Here is an 18,287-nt window from a genome sequence, read left to right on the forward strand (position 1 = left end):
GTACGCCTCTGAGCTTCTGAGGGCTTGTAACCCAGGCAGCACGTCGCCATGTCGAAGGGCGGCAGAAATGCCGTGCTGAGCGCCGTGGAGGATTGGACATGGCCGATGGTGGCTTCAACACTGCGCAGAGTGGCAACTCTGCCGAGTTCCAGCGGCGTGCGTCTGATCCCTGGATGCAGCCCGAGCTGTTTCGCGGTGTTTTGGCCCGGCGCTTTTTTGCATTCCTGATCGATCTGCTGGTGCTTTCGATACCAGTGATCCTTGGCATGATCTTCATCGCAATATTCGGCGTCATCACGCTCGGGCTCGGCTGGGCGCTATTCTGGCTGGTGTCGCCCGCCTCCTTGATCTGGGCCATCGTTTACTACGGCGTGACACTTGGCGGCCGACATTCGGCGACGATCGGGATGCGGGCCATGGGTCTGGAAATGCGGACCTGGCATGGCGAGCCAAGTTATTTTGTGCTCGCCGCCATGCACGCGATCCTGTTCTGGATCTCGGTGTCGATGTTTACGCCGCTGATCCTCCTGATCAGCCTGTTCAACAACCGGCGACGCATGCTGCATGACATGTTGTTGGGGACCGTCATCATCAACAATTCGGATCTTGCGACAGTTGCGGAACCACATGGAAGCTATTGATATCGCGGCAACCCGGATTGACGGTCAGCCCTGGGAGCGCGATGCTGCAATGTAATTTGTCGGAGGCTGACAAGGCGCCGTGACCCAGCACTCGCGAGATACCCCGCAGTTCTATTTGACCGCGCCTTCGCCGTGTCCGTATCTGCCCGATCGCAGCGAGCGCAAGGTATTTACTCATCTGGTTGGCGAAAAGGCAGGCGAACTCAACGATCTGCTGACTCATGGCGGTTTCCGCCGCAGTCAGTCAATCGCCTATCGTCCGGCTTGCGACCAGTGTCGTGCTTGCATTTCCGTGAGGGTGATCGCTGATGAATTTCGGCCGTCGCGCAGTGCCCGCAGGGTGCTATCGCGGAACGCTGACATTGTCGGCAACCTGCGTGCCGCAATGCCGACGTCGGAGCAATACTCGGTATTTCGCGCTTATCTGGACCAGCGACACCGCCACGGCGGCATGGCCGATATGACCGTGCTGGATTACGCGATGATGGTGGAAGACAGCCACGTCGAGACTCGCATCATCGAATATCGCAGGCGCAACCCGGTGAGCAGTATCAACGAACGCGGCGAACTGGTGGGGGTAGCGCTAACCGATGTGCTCAGCGACGGGCTCTCGATGGTTTATTCGTTTTTCGAACCGGCCGAACAGAACCGTTCGCTCGGCACCTTCATCATTCTCGATCACATCTCGCGTGCGCGGCGGCTCGGCCTGCCCTATGTGTACCTCGGCTACTGGATCGAGGGATCGCGGAAGATGGATTACAAGGGCCGCTTCCTGCCACAGCAGCGCCTTGCGCCGACGGGCTGGTTGCGCGTGGATGAGAACAGTCGATCGACAGGCGACGCGGCAATCTAAGCCAACCGCGCTCCGGTCATTCCACCACAACGATTGTAAGCACTCATTGCGAGGATTGAGAGAAACAGGTCACTACGTTGCCATCTATCGTCATCGGTACCGTCCTACTTTGAATGCACCTGCGTTGAGCGAATTTTGAAACCTACTTTGAGATGAAGCACTTTCAAAACGCTGACCATCGAGCTGACGATCGAAGTAATCAGTTAGCCACGGAGATGCTCATCCGATCGTGGTGACTTCAGAGGGTCCAGCACACGTTCGAACGATTACAATGCCGTGCCCTATCCGGCAACCGTATCCGCCAACAGCTTCACATTCAGGATCACGATCACGCCGGCGATGATCCATGCCACGGCGGCGGTCCCGGTTGAAATCGCGAAGTCGCCCATCTTGCGCCGGTCCGAGACGAAGCGGACGAGTGGGATCACCGCGAACGGCAACTGCATCGACAGCACGACCTGACTGAGAACCAGAAGCTGCGCGGTTCCGCTCTCGCCATAGAGCGCGGTGACGAAGATCACGGGAACGATGGCGATGCCGCGGGTGACGAACCGCCGCGCCAACATTGGCATCCGCAAACGCAGGAAGCCTTCCATCACGATCTGGCCTGCGAGCGTCGCCGTCACTGTGGAATTGATGCCGGAGGCGAGAAGCGCGACCGCGAACAACGTTGATGCGATGCCGAGACCCAATAGTGGCGACAGCAGCCTGAACGCGTCTCCGATTTCGGCCACTTCGGTGTGTCCGCTGCGGTGAAACACTGCGGCAGCGACGATCAGAATGGCCGCGTTGACGAACAGAGCCAGCATTAAGGCTAGCGTGCTATCGGCGGTCGCCCAGCGGATCGCGCTCCGCCGCCCCTCCGTGGTTCGCGGATAAGCCCGAGTCTGCACGATCGACGAATGCAGATAGAGGTTATGCGGCATGACCGTCGCGCCGATAATGCCGATGGCGATATAGAGCATTGCCGGATTGGTAACGATCTCGCGTGACGGCGCGAAGCCGCGCAAAATCTCGGCGACCGGAGGCGCGGCGACGACGATCTGGATCGCAAAACAGACCGCGATCACGATCAATAGCGCGACCACGAAAGCCTCGAGGAAACGAAAGCCGCGGTTCATCAACAGCAGCAGCAGAAAGGCATCCAGCGCCGCGATCAGCGCGCCGCCGATCAGCGGGATGCCGAACAGCAGTTGCAGCGCAATTGCCGTGCCGATCACCTCGGCCAGATCGCAGGCAATGATCGCGGCCTCACAGACCAGCCAAAGCATGAAATTGACGGGTCGCGAATAGCTGGCGCGGCATGCCTGCGCAAGATCAAGTCCGGCAGCGATACCGAGCCGGGCGGCCAGAGCCTGCAACAGGATCGCCATGAGGTTCGACAGCAGGATGACCGATAGCAGCGTGTAACCAAACTTCGAGCCGCCCGCGATGTCCGTGGCCCAGTTGCCGGGGTCCATATACCCCACCGAGACCATGTAACCGGGTCCCGCAAAGGCCAGCATGCGACGCAGCCAGTGCCCGGTCGCGGGAACCCGCACCGTCGCATGGACCTCCTCGAGACTGGGACGGACTGGCGCTTCCGAACTCCAGCCAGTCTCAGCCGAGAAGGTCCCTTGCGACGGCTCCGAAGCCGGTTCGGGCGACAAAGCGGATGTTTTCATATCCATCGGATGTGATAATGGGCTAACTCCAGTTTTATTGCAACTCATTTGCAAATGCATCTAGAGCGGGATGCAGAAAAAAGTGTGCAGCGGTTTCCGCTAGAGTATTTTTGATTGACGCGTTTTCTTCATGCGAACCGGATTCCACTTCGCTCGAAAACGCTATAGGCGTTCGCAAGCGGCGATGCACCGCGTCGCCGAGATCGCGGGGTTCAACCCAGATGCGGGTACGTGAGATCTACTTGCCAGAAGCGACGGGAGAATCGAGCAGTTCGAGCACCGTTTCGGCCGGACGGCAAATCCGCACGCCCTTCGGGGTTTCCACGATCGGGCGTTGAATCAAGATCGGGTGCGCCAGCATAAAATCCAGAAGCTGATCATCGGTCCATTTGGGATTGCCGAGATCAAGCTCGGCATAGGGTGTGCCCTTCTCCCGCAACAGCGCGCGAACGGGAAGATCCATGGCGTCAGCCAGCGCGCGAAGCCGTGCACGCTCCGGCGGGTGCTTGAGGTATTCGACGATCACCGGTTCCTCGCCGCTCTCCCGGATCATTGCCAGCGTGTTGCGGGAGGTTCCACAAGACGGGTTATGATAGATCGTCACGGTCATGGTCAGCCTCCGCTTAGATGTCTATCACGATGTCAGATGGTTCGGCCGAACCTGTTCGATTTCGGTAGGCCGTGCGCGAGGCGTCCGGCGTCGGCGCGGTTGCCGCGCCAGTCGGACAAGTCCTTCCAGCTCAAGCCCTGCTCGCGGCCCGCGGAGTCCCGCCACGTCAAACCGGTTTTCGAATCGAATACGGCGACGTCGGACAGCCCTGCGTCCTTATACTTCTGCAATCGTACACCGCGGCCGCGCGCCATCTCCGGCACCTGATCGAGCGGAAAGATCACCATCTTATGGTTGGTGCCGATGACCGCGACCTGATCGCCCGCGACCGTCACGATCGCCTTGGCCTCGTTCGGCATCTCGACATTGAGCACCTGCTTGCCCTTGCGCGTGGTGCCGACGCAATCGTCTTCGTTGACGACGAACCCCTGCCCCTCATGGCTCGCGATCAGAAACTTGCGGCCGCCAGTGTGGACGAATAGCGACACGATCGCTGCATCCTGCTCGAGATCGATGAACAGGCGGATCGGTTCGCCATGACCACGTCCGCCCGGCAGCTTCGCGACGTCGAGCGAATAGAATTTACCGTTGGTAGCGAACAGCAACAGCTTTGACGTCGTTTCAGCGAAAAACGCGAAGCCGAGCTTGTCGTCGGTCTTGAAGGACAGGTTCGACAGATCTTCGACGTGACCTTTCAGCGTCCGCGCCCAACCCTTGTCGGATACAACGACCGTGACCGGCTCGCGCTCGACCAGCGATTCTTCCAACGCGGCAAGATCGTGCTCGGGCGCATCCGCAAAGACGGTGCGGCGCTTGCCGAGCGGTGTCTTGGGGCCGAACATGTCACGCACGTTGCGCACCTGTTCGCCGACTTTCTCCCACTGCTTGGCTTCGGAGCCCAGCACGGCATTGATGCCCTTGAGTTCCGCCCGCAGATTCTTGTCCTCGGTGCGTATCTCCATTTCCTCGAGCTTGCGCAAACTACGCAGGCGCATGTTGAGGATGGCCTCCGCCTGGACCTCCGTCAGCTTGAACGCCTTCATCAAGGCTGGCTTCGGCTCGTCTTCGGTGCGGATGATTTTGATGACCTTGTCGATGTTCAGATACGCGATCAGGTAACCGCCAAGCACTTCCAGCCGATGCTCGATCTGCGCCTTGCGATAGGCGGAGCGACGCAACAGCACGTCGCGCAGATGGTCCAGCCATTCGCGAAGGCACTCTGCAAGGCCGACGACTTTTGGAATCTTGCCCTTGATGAGAACGTTGAGGTTGAGCGAAATGCGACTTTCAAGCTCGGTCAGCTTGAAGAGCGATTCCATCACCAGCTCGGGATCGACGTTGCGCGACTTCGGCTCGATGACAACGCGGATGTCTTCGGCCGACTCGTCCCTGATATCACCGACCAGCGGCAGCTTCTTCTCGTTGAGCAGTTCGGCGATCTTCTCGATCAATCGCGATTTCTGCACCAGCCACGGAATCTCCGTGACCACGATGACCCAGGTGCCGCGCGCACCTTCTTCCTGATGCCACTTGGCTCGGGTGCGGAAGGCGCCGCGTCCGGTCGTGTAGGCTTCAGCGATGCTCTCTTTGGAATCGATGATGATGCCGCCGGTCGGGAAGTCCGGCCCTTTGACCCATTTCAGCAACGATTTCGATTTCGCATCCGGCTTGTCGATCAGATGTAGCGCGGCGTCGCAAAGTTCGGCGGCGTTGTGCGGCGGAATCGCGGTGGCCATCCCAACCGCGATACCCTGCGCGCCGTTGGCGAGCAGGTTCGGAAAGCCGCCGGGCAGGACCACCGGCTCGCGGCTCTGGCCGTCATAGTTCGGACGAAACTCGACAGCGTCCTCGTCGATGCCGTCGAGCAGCAGCCGCGCCACATCGGTCATGCGCGCTTCGGTGTAACGATAGGCGGCGGGATTATCCCCGTCGATGTTGCCGAAATTTCCCTGGCCGTCGACCAGCGGATATCGCGAGGCGAAATCCTGCGCGAGCCGCACCATGGCATCGTAGATCGCCTGATCACCGTGAGGATGGAAAGAACCCATCACATCGCCAACAATCTTGGCGGACTTCTTGAAGGCCGAGCCGGGATCGAGCCGCAGCAACCGCATGCCGTAAAGGATACGCCGGTGCACGGGTTTCAAGCCGTCGCGGGCGTCCGGCAATGCGCGGTGCATGATGGTGGACAGCGCATAGGCGAGATAGCGCTCTTCCAGCGCATCCCGCAGTTGCACTTCATGAATTTCGGCCGGCTCAGCCGGAATCAATCGTTTTCCCATGCGGACGGGTTAACGCCTGTCAGGTACGGCGACAAGGTGTGCGAATGACCGCTCCTTCTCGAGGGAGGGTGTAAACTCAACCTGCGGCTAACTGGATGCCCTGCCTTCGCCAGCCCCGGTGCGCGCGCCCTCCGGAATTGCCGCTGCCCGCTTTCGCACCACCGCGTTGATAAACCCGGCGCGAGCGTCGGAATGGCCCTGCCCGCGCGGCTCCAGCACATAGCGCAGCAGGAATCGCCCGGTTAGCTCAAACCCGTCCAGCAGGTCTTGTTCCGACCAGCAGTTTTGCTCGTCGTTGATCGCGCGGAGAAAAGGCGGCAGCGGCAAGAGCCGGTCGCGCCAGGGCTCGCCGGCCTGCCGCGACACCGCCCCGCCCGATTTCGGAGAGACGTAGATGAGGTCTGCGGTGGCGCCAGTGGCCGCACAGGCCGACAGATCGAGGCCGAAACCGAGCTCGGTCAGCATCGCCAGCTCGAACCGGACCAGATGGATCGCCGCCCCGCCCGCGCTGTCGAAATCATCCAGCGTCCGTTCCAGCATCGCAAACATGCCTTCATGCGGGTCGCGCTCCGGCAGCAGGCGCGCCAACGCTGCCAGATGGGTCACGCCATAGGTCGCATGTGACGATGCGAGCAGGCTCGCTGCGCGCATGCGCGTTCCTTCCAGCACATAGGTGCCGAGGTGCTCGTCAAGCCGCGCCCGCCACAGCGCGTTGACCGAATTACCGGGTTGCAACAGCGGACGCATCCGTGATCCGGCCCCGCCACGCACAAGGCCGAGATGGCGCCCATGGCTGCGGGTCAAAAGCTCGACGATAGCCGCGGACTCGCCATGTCGCCGCACTCCGAGCACGATGCCATCGTCGGTCCATTCCATGGCGCCAGTCTACGGTATCCTGCCGTTTCGCAGCAATTCGATTGCACCGTCAGTGGAACCACTTTTCCGCGTCATCGGAGAACGAAAAATATAGTCCGGCTCCGGCCAAACCGGTCGAAAACAGATCGACTGACAATGCCAGAGTCAGCCCATAGTTTAAGGAACCGAGCATCGAAAGCACCGAAAGCGCAAGCGCGACGACCAGCGCCCATCGCGCCCAATTCTTTCGTTGCCGTGCTGCAAGCCACACCAAAAGCAGAAAGAACACAAACACGATAACGACGAACGTATCGGCGCTCACCGCAGCCGCCTGGTCGATCTCGGCCGACGGGCGTGCGATAAAAGCAGCCGACAACGTATCGATCAGGAGCGAAAGGTACAGCAGAACTTCAAACCGCAGCACGTTTCTCGGGATGGTCATTCCGTCGGCCTATTCCTTGGGAAACTCCAGTCCCATTTCTCGATAACGGTTCGGATCGTCGCCCCACTTCTCACGCACCTTCACGAACAGAAACAGATGCACGGGCTGCCCGATGATCTCGCCGATCTCCTTGCGGGATTCGGCGCCGATCGCCTTGATGGTCGCGCCGCTCTTTCCCAGAACGATCTTACGCTGACTGTCACGTTCAACAAAGATGGTCTGCTCGATACGAACCGTCTTATCGTTGCGTTCGGTCCAGGTGTCGGTCTCGACGGTTGATTGATACGGCAGTTCCTGATGCAGATGGCGGTAGATTTTCTCGCGGGTAATTTCGGCAGCGAGATGGCGCAATGGCGCGTCCGACATCTGGTCTTCCGGATAGTGAAACGGCCCTTCCGGAACGCGCACGGCCAGCGCACGACGCAGATCATCGGTGCCGTCGCCCGACAGCGCCGATACCATGAACGTATTCTCGAACGAGAGACGTTCGTTGGCCGCGCTGGTCAGCGCCAGCAGCTTTTCGCGGGGGACGAGGTCGATCTTGTTCAGCACCAGAATTTTCGGATGTGCCACGCCAGCGAGCTTCGTCAGGATGGCGTCGGCCTCGTCATCGATGCCCGCGCGTGCGTCGAGAAGCACGCAGACGAGATCGGCGTCGTAGGCTCCGCTCCATGCGGTCGAAACCATGGCGCGATCGAGCCGCCGCTTCGGGACGAAGATACCGGGGGTATCGACCAGAATGATCTGGGCGTTGTTCTCGACAACGATGCCGCGGATCAGCGCACGAGTGGTCTGCACCTTGCGCGAGACGATAGTGACTTTGGAGCCGACCAGCGCGTTCACCAGGGTCGACTTGCCGACGTTCGGCGCTCCGATCAACGCCACGAAACCGCATCGCGCAGCCGGGCCGGTCTCGCTCACTTGACACCTTCACGAGCGATCATGGCGGATGCCGCAGCCTTCTCCGCCGCACGCTTACTTCCGCCAATACCTTCCGAAGCCTCCAGCCCCGGCAATTCTACCGCAACGCGGAAGCGCGGGTCGTGATGCGGCCCGGTGCGCTCCACTTCGCGGTAAACCGGCGTCGGCAGCCCCTTGCCCTGCGCCCACTCCTGCAGCACGGTCTTGGGATCGCGCAGCGGTCGCACTGGCTTGCGCATCCGCTCAAGCCAGTTGTGTTCGACGAAGGTAGCTGCAGCCGCATAGCCACCGTCGAGATAAACCGCCCCAATCACCGCCTCGCAGATGTCGCCGAGCACGGACCGGCGTAGCCGAGCCCCGGCGCCAGCGCCGACCGCGCCGAGCTTGACGCCCTCTTGCAGATCGAGCGACTTGGCAACGTCGATACACGTCTCCTTGCGCACCAGATCAGCCAGGCGCTTCGACAATTCGCCCTCGTCCGCCTGCGGGAAGGCACGGTAGAGCATGTCGGAAACCACCAGACCGAGCACGTGATCGCCGAGGAATTCGAGACGCTGGTAGCTATCGCAGCGTCCGCGCGATGACTTTAGCGCCGAGACATGGGTGAAGGCCGTCGTGAGCAGCGAGATATCAGCAAACTTATGACCCAACCGCTGTTCGATCGCGGCCATAATGGCTTTTGTGGTGGTCCGGGCTCGCTTCTTCTTCGGGGCAAGCGCCACCGGCTCCGCGCCGGATGGCACGGCTACGTCGTGGGGAGGCGGCACTGGCTTAATATCAGCCGATTCGTCGATCATCGCACGATGGAGAATATGCGATTCCAGCGCACCGCGGCGGGCCAGCGCCAAATCTGCCAGGCATGCTCGCCCTCCGCGATCGAAAAGAAGATCATCTGCGCCCGTCCGACCAGATTCTCGAACGGCACATAACCAACGGCGGAGAGCACGCGGCTGTCGGTCGAGTTATCGCGGTTGTCGCCCATCATGAAGAAATGGCCCGGCGGCACGGTGTAGACGTTGGTATTGTCGTAGAAGCCGTTATCGACGCAATCGAGCGTTTTGTAGGTGACACCGTTCGGCAGCGTTTCCTGCCACTGCTTTACGCGCGCCGTCGCATCGGAGCCGCAAGGGTCTTCACCCACGAAATCCGGTAATCGTTCGCGCTGCACCGGTGTATCGTTGATGTAGAGCAGCCCCTCCTTCATCTGGATATGGTCGCCCGGCAGCCCGATCACCCGCTTGATATAGTCGGTGGTGTTATCCTTCGGCAGACGAAACACCAGGACATCGCCCCTGTTCGGTTCAGAACCGAACACCCGCCCTGAAAACAGCGGCGGTGAGAATGGGATGGAATAGTGACTGTAGCCGTATGAGTATTTCGAAACGAACAGGTAGTCACCTACCAATAGCGTCGCCTTCATCGAGCCCGAGGGGATGTTGAACGGCTGGAACAGAAAGGTCCGGATCACCAGTGCGATTAGGAGAGCGTGGATAACGACACGGACGGTCTCGCCGACGCCGCTTTCAGTTTTGGTTCCGGATGACACGCTCATCGTTTCCCTATCTAGGTGGCCGCCGCTTCAAAGCGATGGCAAAGCATTTCAAGCGAAGCGTATCCGTTCCGCACAATAACGCAGTGAATTCTGGTATTTGGACGAATTCGCACGCAATTCGTCACGATTCGAGCTGATTCACCCTGATCGTGGTCCCTGCGGCGTTTTAGACGGTTGTTTACGACCGCGCAATCAACCGTGTCGTGAAAATCAGATAACTATCTGATAAATAGCAGATTTTAGTTTAGACTCAGTGCCAGCCGACTCAAAATTTGCCTGCTGCGACGGCCGAAATTATGACGAAAGCCTGCGCCAACGGCCAGTCATCGGTAAGGCTCACGTCAATGCGGGCCTCAAGGCCGGAGGGCGTGAGCAGCTCCAGCCGTTTCAGCGCCCCGCCCGTTAGTCTCATAGAGGGTTGCCCGGTCGCCAGACTGATGACGCCCATGTCCTGCCACCATACGCCCTGCCGGATTCCAGTCCCGAGCGCCTTGGCGCACGCTTCCTTCGCGGCAAACCGTTTCGCATAGGTCGCAACCACCATCTTCTCATTGCTGGCGCGCCGCTCGGCCTTCGCCCGCTCGACCTCCGTGAAGATCCGGTTGAGAAATCGATCCCCATGACGCTCCATGACTGTCGCCACGCGGCGAATATCGATCAAGTCGGAGCCGATGCCAATGATCATGCCGTCCGTATCTTCAGCGTTGCGCGTCCGCGATCCATGGCCGCACGCATGGTGCGAACGGTCTCGGCGACGCCGACAAGCAACGCCTCGCCCATCATAAAGTATCCGATATTCAGTTCGACGATCTCGGGCAGAGCTGCGATCGTCTCCGCCGTCGCGTAATCGAGACCATGGCCGGCATGAACCTCAAGGCCCGCCGACTTGGCTAACGCCGCGCCTTCGACAATACGACGCCACTCGGCATCCGCCTTCTCTTTGTCATCCTCCACGACAGCATCGCACCAGCCGCCGGTGTGAATCTCGATCACCGGCGCGCGCAGTTTCGCCGCAGCCTCAATCTGCCTGGGGTCGGCGGCGATGAACAGCGAGACCCGGATCCCCGCGTCGTTCAGTTTCGCAATGAACGGTGCCAGCGCGTTGTATTGGCCGGCCGCGTCAAGACCGCCTTCGGTGGTCAGCTCCTCCCGCCGCTCGGGGACCAGACAAACGGCGTGCGGTTTGGTGGCGAGCGCGATCCCTTGCATCTCCGCCGTCGCCGCCATCTCGAAATTGAGAGGCTTTGCAATTCCGGCCTTTAGCCGCGCCATGTCGGAGTCGCGAATATGACGGCGATCCTCGCGCAGGTGCGCGGTAATGCCGTCGGCGCCAGCCGCAATCGCCGCAAGTGCTATTCGCACCACATCCGGCCGATCGCCACCGCGCGCGTTACGGATGGTGGCGACGTGATCGACATTAACTCCTAGGCGTATGGACGGAGGATGGGACATCAAAGAACTCTTAATCTGCTTCGTATCGCGTTGGCTTAGCATCGCGACGTTAAACTAAAATGTGAGCAGTCGATTTTGCCGGCTTGGGAAGACAAACTGAGATTGCACATGAAGGCCGGTCGCGATCCATATCACTTTATTACTAGCCATTGACCCGCTCGACCCGTGCCACAACGTCCTTGGCGCGTAACTGGGCGATGATGGCGCTGAGATGCTTGAGATCGTAGACCTCGAGATCGATGGTCATTTCGGTAAAGTCGGACGAGCGCCTCGTCATGCTGATATTGTCAATATTGCCATCGTGCTCGGCGATCACGGTCGCGACCTGCGCGAGGCTGCCGGGTTCGTTGAGGCTATCCAGCACGATGCGGGCCGGGAACCGCTGCGGCGTGGTGTCGTCGACGTCCCAACGAACGTCGAGCCAGCGCTCGGGCTCTTCCTCGAAATTCGTCAGCGCCGGCGACTGTATCGGATAGATCGTGATACCCTCACCCGGCGTGATGATGCCGACGATACGGTCACCCGGCACCGCGCCGCCACTGGGCGCGAACTTGATCGGCAAGCCCGAATTGATGCCGCCTATCGGGATCACCGCCGGGCCACGAGCCGGATCCGGCAGCGATTTTAGTTTGAGTTTCGCCGCCAGGCTCTTCTTGACGCCTGGGCGCCCTAAGCGCTCCTCCTTGTAGTCCGGGTACATCGCGCGCGCGACATCGGCGGCGCGCATTTCCCCCCGCCCCACCGAGGCCATGACATCCTCAATCGTCGCGCGCGCCAACCGGGGCAACGCGCCGGTGAGCTTGTCGTCGGCGTATTCGATCTTCGCGCGGATGAACAGGCGTTCCACGATCCGCCGGCCAAGGCTGACATACTGACCGCGCACGGCGGCTCGCGTAGCGCGCCGGATCGCCGCCCGCGCTTTGCCGGTTGCCGCAAGCGATTCCCAGGCAGATGGCGGTGCGGACTGAACGTCCGAAGTCAGAATCTCGACCTCGTCACCATTCTGCAATCGCGACGACAGCGGCGCGAATTTGCCGTTGATCTTGCAACCCACCGTGCTGTTGCCGACGTCGGTATGCACGGCGTAGGCGAAGTCGATGACATTGGCGTGCCGCGGCAGCGCGATCAATTTCCCCTTCGGGGTGAAGCAGAAGACCTGATCGTGAAACAATTCGAGCTTGGTGTGTTCAAGGAATTCTTCCGGATTGGCGCTTTCCGACAGCATTTCGATGGTATGACGCAGCCATGCGAACGCATTGGACTCGCGATTGAGCAATTCGGTCGGCGAGCCCGCGCCTTCCTTGTAAAAGGCATGTGCGGCGATGCCGAGCTCGGCGATGCAATCCATCTCCTCGGTCCGGAGCTGCAATTCGACACGCTGATTGCCAGGTCCGATCACCGTGGTGTGGATCGAGCGATAGTCGTTCTGCTTCGGAGTCGAGATATAGTCCTTGAAACGGCCTGGCACGACCGGCCACGTCATGTGGACCACACCGAGAGCGCGATAGCAGGCTTCGACATCGGGCATTACGACGCGAAATCCGAAAATATCGGAAAGCTGCTCGAACCCGACCGATTTCCGTTCCATCTTGGTCCAGATCGAAAACGGCTGCTTACGACGACCGCTTACCCGCGAAACGATACCTTTGTTCGCAAGACTGGTCGTGAGCTGGGTCTCGATCTCGCCGATGAGGTTGCGGTTACGCTCGGCCAGCGCATCAAGCCGCTGCCCCACCACCGCGTGGGCTTCCGGATCGAGGGTCTGGAACGCCAGATCCTCAAGCTCCTCCCGCATCTCCTGCATACCCATGCGGCCTGCAAGGGGCGCGTAGATGTCGAGGGTTTCCTCGGCGATGCGCTGACGCGACATCGGCGGCACGAACTCGAGAGTACGCATGTTGTGCAGCCGATCCGCAAGCTTGATCAGCAGCACGCGGACGTCGTCAGCAATCGCCAGCAGCAGTTTGCGCAGATTTTCGGCCTGCTTGGCCTCGCGCGAGACCAGTTCCAGCCGTTTCAGCTTGGTCAGGCCCTCGACCAGCGCGCCGATCTCTGGCCCGAACATGTTGTCGATCTCGGCGCGGGTGGCCTCGGTGTCCTCAATGGTATCGTGCAGCAGCGCCGCGACGATGGTGGCATCGTCGAGCTTGAGACCGGTCAGGATGGCCGCCACCTCAAGCGGATGGGAGAAATAGGGATCGCCCGACGCCCGTATCTGTTCGCCATGAGCTTTCATGGCATAGACGTAGGCTCGGTTCAGCAAATCCTCGTCTGTATCGGGGTTGTAGGAGCGAACGCGTTCGACCAGGTCGTACTGACGCATCATTCGCGGACGCGGCGGCTTGACGGGGGCAGCCGGCATCGGCGCCGCTGCGGCCGAGTCGGGCGCGGCCTCTATCTGTCGCCTTCTGCGAGGCCAGCCTGTCATAGAACCAAGTGTCTTCATCGCGCGGAACCCGCCGTTCACCCTCCAGGGTCTATCCTAGATTGTCCCGACCGAAAGTCGAATTCGATCTTTAGGCGTACCAGATTTTGGTTATCAAAGCGGCCGCCGATCCCACGACCTGACTAAACGCAAAAGCCCGGACCGAGGTCCGGGCTTTTAAACCTTACTGTCGGTGATGAGCCGATCATTCGTCCTCTTCGGGTTGTTCCTCGCGAGGCGCGAGTCCCTCCAGGCCTTTCAGCAGTTCTTCCTCTGTCATGCGCTCGACGGCAACCTCGGTATCGTCCGCATCGACGCTTGCCCCGGCTGAACCGATCAAAGGCACGGTGTCGGGCTCGGGCTCGTCAACCTCGACAAACTTCTGCAAGGAATGAACCAACTCTTCGCGCATATCCTCCGGGGAGATGGTTTGTTCGGCTATCTCGCGAAGCGCAACAACGGGATTCTTGTCGTTATCGCGGTCAATCGTAAGTTGCGAACCGGATGAAATCGTCCGCGCGCGATGTGCGGCCAAAAGAACCAAGTCGAACCGGTTGTCGACCTTATCAATGCAATCTTCCACGGTGACGCGCGCCATCGCCTGTCGCTCCGTTGCAGGGCTGAAACTGGTGAATATATACGCTACGTATAGAGCGTTTGCGGGTTTCGCAACAGGGAATTTAGCATTTGGCGTGACGGCCGGTCTCTGATACCCGTTATTGGAGCCAGAAGGCCGACGTCCGGAGAAGCGCGGAATAGGGTCCTGACCGGACAACAATTCGCTTCATTGCTTCTCCATCGTATCACGCTGCCTTTGCCTCAACCTCATTGCGCATATTGGCTTCTTCAGTCTGATCCGCAAGACGCGATGCATCATTGAACCGTGGGGCTGGATTCAGCCGCACCAATAACGCGAACAACGATCACGAGAACGCTCGATGCCATCTGCCTCCAACAAGATCGCGCTTTTCATCGATGGCGCCAATCTCTACGCAACAGCCAAGACGCTTGGCTTCGACATCGACTACAAGCGCCTCCTGAAAGAATTTCAGTCCCGAGGCACCCTCATCCGCGCTTTCTATTACACGGCGATCATCGAGGATCAGGAATACTCATCGATAAGACCGTTGATCGACTGGCTTGACTACAACGGCTACACGGTGGTCACGAAAGCCACCAAGGAGTTCATCGACGCCAGCGGCCGCCGCAAGGTCAAGGGAAATATGGACATCGAACTTGCGGTCGATGCGATGGAGCTTGCCGAGCACGTTGATCAGATCGTGCTGTTCTCGGGCGACGGCGATTTCCGCTCTCTTGTCGAAGCGGTCCAACGTCGCGGCGTTCGCGTGACCGTTGTTTCCACAATCGCAAGTCAGCCGCCGATGATCGCCGATGAGCTACGCCGTCAGGCCGACGTCTTCACCGATCTCGTTGAGTTGCAGTCGAAACTCGGCCGCGACCCGTCGGAACGTCAATCGCGCCACCACGCGCCGCAGTTCCTGCAGCGCACCGCTACTATGGCACCCCGGAGCGATGACGACGACTTTGAGGACTGAAACACGCCCGCGCACCCGAACCGCTCGATCCGGCGCGGCTTCCGCCAGTTCAGAACCAGGCCGTGATTGTCCGCTTTGCCCGCGGCTGGTCGACTATCGCCTTTCGGTGCGGGCGCGCGAGCCGGATTGGTTCAACGCGCCTGTCCCTTCTTTCGGCGACCCCGACGCGGCCGTTCTGATCGTCGGTTTGGCGCCGGGCGTGCAAGGCGCCAACCGCACCGGGCGCCCCTTCACCGGAGACTATGCCGGCGACCTGCTTTACGCGACGCTTCTCAAATACGGCTTTGCCACCGGACGTTACCAGGCCCACCCCGATGATGGCCTCAAACTGGTCGATTGCCGCATCAGCAATGCGGTACGTTGCGTGCCGCCGCAGAACAAACCTCTACCGGCCGAGATCAACACCTGCCGTGCGTTTCTCAGCGCCACGCTTGCGGCAATGCCCAGATTGCGAGCGATTGTCGCACTCGGCCGCGTCGCACACGATTCCGCGGTGAAGGCGCTCGGAGTCCGCGCCGCCGCCGCACCCTTCGTCCACGGCGCCGTGCATCCTGTCGGCGCGGTGAGACTCTATGATAGCTATCACTGCTCGCGCTACAACACCAACACGCGCGTCCTGACGCCCGCAATGTTCGAGAGCGTATTCGCGCAGGTGCGTGCCGATCTGACCTGCCGCTGAAACTCCGACAACTCTATCCCGGCTCCGTGAAGCGGATTCCCATCATCTCGCCGTTTCGCCAGACGCGCTCGCATTCCCTCGGCGTTGAATTCGGCACCAGCGCGACGCCGAAACGCTTTGGCACAGTCAGACCGGAGGCAATCACCAGGCGCGCGCCATCGTGGGAGATGTCCATCACCTCACACTCCGATTTGGATCTGCCCTCGACCGAGTCGAGCACAAGCCACGCTCGCTGATGCCGCCGACGCATCCGCCGAATCGCACGTTTCTGTTTGATGCGCATGTCGAGAGCAAATCACCTCAACCCTAAAATTAAGTTGAACCGATCCTTTAAAGTTTAACGACCGGATCGACCTCCGTCAGGCTTGCTACTCTCATCCCCTCGCCCGCAACAACCGGCCCTTTTCGCGGCCCCAGTCGCGCTTCTTCTCGGTCTCGCGCTTGTCGTGCAGTTTCTTGCCCTTGGCAATCGCCAGCAACAGCTTGGCCCGGCCGCGTTCGTTGAAATAGAGCTTGAGCGGAATCAGCGTCATCCCCTCACGATCGACCGCACCCATCAGCTTGTTGATCTGCTTCCTGTGCAGCAACAGCTTGCGCGGCCGCTTCGGCTCGTGATTGAAGCGGTTGGCTTGCAGATATTCGGGGATGTTGGAATTGATAAGCCAGATTTCGCCGTTCTTTGAATCGGCGTAGGATTCGGCAATCGTGGTCTTACCGTTACGAATCGATTTGACCTCCGTACCGGTCAGCGCAATGCCGGCTTCGACGGTATCCTCGATCGCATAGTTGAATCGCGCCTTGCGATTCTCCGCGACGACCTTGATGGCGCGCTCGCCTTTCTCGGCCATATCCCTGAAACCTCCAGGCGTTATCTTTCGAGGGACGGCGGCGACACCGATCTGGCGGCGTTGCGTCCTATACCTTCGCTTTCAGGAGATCGCGAATCTCGGTCAGCAATTCTTCCTCGCGAGAAGGCTTCGGCGGCGCGGCAGGCGCTGCCTCATCCTTGCGCTTCAGCTTGTTCATGCCCTTGATGACCATGAAGAGGACGAAAGCGACAATTATAAAATTCAACGACAGCGTGAGGAAGTTGCCCCAAGCCAATACCGCACCTTGCTTCTTCGCATCCGCAAGGTTGGTCGCAGTGACGGCCTTCGAGAGACCCGTGAAATAGTTGGAAAAATCGAGGCCGCCGGTAACGGCGCCGATGATCGGCATGATGACGTCGGCTACCATCGAGGACACAATGGCCCCGAAGGCGGCGCCGATGATGACGCCGACGGCGAGATCGACGACATTGCCCTTCATCGCAAATTCACGAAATTCTTTGATCATCGCAATCTCCAGCAGTCCTTCACCGCCACGTGCGGCAGCAATTAGCCCCAATTCAGTTCATCAAACCGGCATGGACCATGGCATCGCGGATGAGCTTTCCGGTCGGCGGGGTCACCGGCATCAGCGGCAGCCGCACGACTTCGTCGATCCGGTCGAGCAGCTTGAGCGCATGCTTTGCTCCGGCGAGACCAGGTTCCTTGAAAATAGCGTCGTGCAGCGGCACCAGGCGGTCCTGAATTGCGAGCCCGGTGGCATAGTCGCCCTTCAGGACGGCGGACATCAGGCCCGCACACAATTTCGGCGCGACGTTCGCGACGACGGAGACGCAACCATGTCCGCCCGCCGCCATGAAGGCGAGCGCCGTCATATCCTCGCCCGACAACTGGATGAATTCTGGCCCCATCGCCCGGCGCTGCAGCGAGACCCGCGCCAGATTAGCGGTAGCATCCTTGACGCCGGCGATGTTCTTCAGTTCGAATAATCGCGCCATCGTTTCGACGGAAAGATCGACGACCGAGCGCGAAGGAATGTTGTAGATAATGATAGGAATACCAACCGCATCGTTCACGGTCTTGAAGTGTTGGTACAAACCTTCCTGGGTCGGCTTGTTGTAATACGGCGTCACCACCAGCACTGCGTCAGCGCCGGCCTTCTCGGCATGCAAGGCCAGATCGACGGCTTCGCGGGTCGAATTTGAACCCGCGCCCGCGATCACCGGCACACGACCCCCGGCCTCCTCGATGCACCATTCCACGACCTTGCGGTGTTCGTCGTGGCTCAGCGTCGGACTCTCACCAGTTGTGCCGACCGGCACAAGCCCGTGGACTCCTTCGGCGATCTGCCAATTCACCAGACTACGAAAGGCGGCCTCGTCAACGGAGCCGTTCTTGAATGGCGTCACCAGGGCCGTGTACGATCCTTGGAACTTCGCCGTGCTTGCCATTAGTCCGCTCCAACACGTTGCGCGGCTTCGCCGTCTGCCGATTTTGATGCTGGATCAGTCATATCGGGTCTGACGCT

Annotated in this window: 20 protein-coding genes; 4 read left to right on the top strand and 16 right to left on the bottom strand. The window is 60.1% G+C overall.

The features are described 5' to 3' along the window. The first annotated feature begins 98 nt into the window (after nucleotides 1–98). Nucleotides 99–641: an RDD family protein gene (locus B2M20_RS08950; RefSeq protein ID WP_079446701.1), complete on the top strand. Its 543-nt coding sequence runs from the start codon at nucleotides 99–101 to the stop codon at nucleotides 639–641. Nucleotides 642–720: 79 nt separating this feature from the next. Beyond that, complete coding sequence (locus tag B2M20_RS08955) at nucleotides 721–1,494, top strand: arginyltransferase (RefSeq protein ID WP_079446702.1); 774 nt, start codon at nucleotides 721–723, stop codon at nucleotides 1,492–1,494. A 281-nt stretch (nucleotides 1,495–1,775) separates the two neighbouring features. Here the strand turns inward: B2M20_RS08955 and B2M20_RS08960 are convergent, their stop codons facing one another. The 12 genes from B2M20_RS08960 to rpoZ all read right to left on the bottom strand — a co-directional run bounded on the left by B2M20_RS08960 (nucleotide 1,776) and on the right by rpoZ (nucleotide 14,295). After that, on the bottom strand, nucleotides 1,776–3,164 hold the full coding sequence (locus tag B2M20_RS08960; RefSeq protein WP_079446703.1) for an Nramp family divalent metal transporter: 1,389 nt from the start codon (nucleotides 3,162–3,164) through the stop codon (nucleotides 1,776–1,778). A gap of 232 nt (nucleotides 3,165–3,396) precedes the next feature. Next, the gene (gene arsC, locus B2M20_RS08965; protein ID WP_079446704.1) at nucleotides 3,397–3,768 is read right to left on the bottom strand and encodes an arsenate reductase (glutaredoxin); all 372 of its coding nucleotides are present in this window, start codon (nucleotides 3,766–3,768) and stop codon (nucleotides 3,397–3,399) included. A 32-nt stretch (nucleotides 3,769–3,800) separates the two neighbouring features. Beyond that, nucleotides 3,801–6,050 (bottom strand): DNA topoisomerase IV subunit A, encoded by a 2,250-nt coding sequence (parC, locus tag B2M20_RS08970; protein ID WP_079446705.1) that lies wholly within the window; start codon nucleotides 6,048–6,050, stop codon nucleotides 3,801–3,803. An 87-nt stretch (nucleotides 6,051–6,137) separates the two neighbouring features. Then, on the bottom strand, nucleotides 6,138–6,926 hold the full coding sequence (recO, locus tag B2M20_RS08975) for a DNA repair protein RecO (protein ID WP_079446706.1): 789 nt from the start codon (nucleotides 6,924–6,926) through the stop codon (nucleotides 6,138–6,140). Nucleotides 6,927–6,975: 49 nt separating this feature from the next. Further along, the gene (locus B2M20_RS08980; RefSeq protein WP_079446707.1) at nucleotides 6,976–7,347 is read right to left on the bottom strand and encodes a hypothetical protein; all 372 of its coding nucleotides are present in this window, start codon (nucleotides 7,345–7,347) and stop codon (nucleotides 6,976–6,978) included. A gap of 9 nt (nucleotides 7,348–7,356) precedes the next feature. Further along, complete coding sequence (gene era / locus B2M20_RS08985; protein ID WP_079446708.1) at nucleotides 7,357–8,268, bottom strand: GTPase Era; 912 nt, start codon at nucleotides 8,266–8,268, stop codon at nucleotides 7,357–7,359. Next, on the bottom strand, nucleotides 8,265–9,065 hold the full coding sequence (rnc, locus tag B2M20_RS08990; protein ID WP_079446757.1) for a ribonuclease III: 801 nt from the start codon (nucleotides 9,063–9,065) through the stop codon (nucleotides 8,265–8,267). Before rnc ends, era begins: the two co-directional genes overlap by 4 nt. After that, nucleotides 9,062–9,820: a signal peptidase I gene (gene lepB, locus B2M20_RS08995; protein ID WP_079446709.1), complete on the bottom strand. Its 759-nt coding sequence runs from the start codon at nucleotides 9,818–9,820 to the stop codon at nucleotides 9,062–9,064. Before lepB ends, rnc begins: the two co-directional genes overlap by 4 nt. A gap of 265 nt (nucleotides 9,821–10,085) precedes the next feature. Beyond that, on the bottom strand, nucleotides 10,086–10,505 hold the full coding sequence (gene acpS, locus B2M20_RS09000) for a holo-ACP synthase (RefSeq protein WP_079446710.1): 420 nt from the start codon (nucleotides 10,503–10,505) through the stop codon (nucleotides 10,086–10,088). Continuing rightward, nucleotides 10,502–11,272 carry a pyridoxine 5'-phosphate synthase gene (locus B2M20_RS09005; protein ID WP_079446758.1) on the bottom strand — a complete coding sequence of 257 codons (771 nt, stop codon included), beginning with the start codon at nucleotides 11,270–11,272 and terminating at the stop codon, nucleotides 10,502–10,504. The genes acpS and B2M20_RS09005 overlap by 4 nt, the downstream gene beginning before the upstream one ends. A gap of 142 nt (nucleotides 11,273–11,414) precedes the next feature. Then, the gene (locus B2M20_RS09010) at nucleotides 11,415–13,700 is read right to left on the bottom strand and encodes a RelA/SpoT family protein (protein WP_079446759.1); all 2,286 of its coding nucleotides are present in this window, start codon (nucleotides 13,698–13,700) and stop codon (nucleotides 11,415–11,417) included. Between the two features lie 202 nt (nucleotides 13,701–13,902). Then, nucleotides 13,903–14,295 carry a DNA-directed RNA polymerase subunit omega gene (gene rpoZ, locus B2M20_RS09015; protein ID WP_079446711.1) on the bottom strand — a complete coding sequence of 131 codons (393 nt, stop codon included), beginning with the start codon at nucleotides 14,293–14,295 and terminating at the stop codon, nucleotides 13,903–13,905. Between the two features lie 340 nt (nucleotides 14,296–14,635). Between rpoZ and B2M20_RS09020 the strand changes: the two genes are divergently transcribed. Then, nucleotides 14,636–15,253 (top strand): LabA-like NYN domain-containing protein, encoded by a 618-nt coding sequence (locus B2M20_RS09020; RefSeq protein WP_079446712.1) that lies wholly within the window; start codon nucleotides 14,636–14,638, stop codon nucleotides 15,251–15,253. Further along, nucleotides 15,231–15,932: a uracil-DNA glycosylase gene (locus tag B2M20_RS09025; RefSeq protein WP_173815959.1), complete on the top strand. Its 702-nt coding sequence runs from the start codon at nucleotides 15,231–15,233 to the stop codon at nucleotides 15,930–15,932. The genes B2M20_RS09020 and B2M20_RS09025 overlap by 23 nt, the downstream gene beginning before the upstream one ends. Nucleotides 15,933–15,945: 13 nt before the next feature. On the opposite strand, the gene B2M20_RS20250 is transcribed toward B2M20_RS09025, so the two are convergent. The 4 genes from B2M20_RS20250 to dapA all read right to left on the bottom strand — a co-directional run bounded on the left by B2M20_RS20250 (nucleotide 15,946) and on the right by dapA (nucleotide 18,210). Further along, nucleotides 15,946–16,107: a hypothetical protein gene (locus B2M20_RS20250; RefSeq protein WP_244553470.1), complete on the bottom strand. Its 162-nt coding sequence runs from the start codon at nucleotides 16,105–16,107 to the stop codon at nucleotides 15,946–15,948. A 199-nt stretch (nucleotides 16,108–16,306) separates the two neighbouring features. After that, the gene (gene smpB, locus B2M20_RS09035; RefSeq protein ID WP_079446714.1) at nucleotides 16,307–16,780 is read right to left on the bottom strand and encodes an SsrA-binding protein SmpB; all 474 of its coding nucleotides are present in this window, start codon (nucleotides 16,778–16,780) and stop codon (nucleotides 16,307–16,309) included. 67 nt (nucleotides 16,781–16,847) lie between these two features. Then, on the bottom strand, nucleotides 16,848–17,267 hold the full coding sequence (mscL, locus tag B2M20_RS09040; protein ID WP_079446761.1) for a large conductance mechanosensitive channel protein MscL: 420 nt from the start codon (nucleotides 17,265–17,267) through the stop codon (nucleotides 16,848–16,850). Between the two features lie 52 nt (nucleotides 17,268–17,319). Beyond that, on the bottom strand, nucleotides 17,320–18,210 hold the full coding sequence (gene dapA / locus B2M20_RS09045; RefSeq protein ID WP_079446715.1) for a 4-hydroxy-tetrahydrodipicolinate synthase: 891 nt from the start codon (nucleotides 18,208–18,210) through the stop codon (nucleotides 17,320–17,322). Nucleotides 18,211–18,287 lie beyond the last annotated feature (77 nt).

The organism is Nitrobacter vulgaris, from assembly GCF_002028545.1.
GTDB classification, from domain to species: domain Bacteria; phylum Pseudomonadota; class Alphaproteobacteria; order Rhizobiales; family Xanthobacteraceae; genus Nitrobacter; species Nitrobacter vulgaris.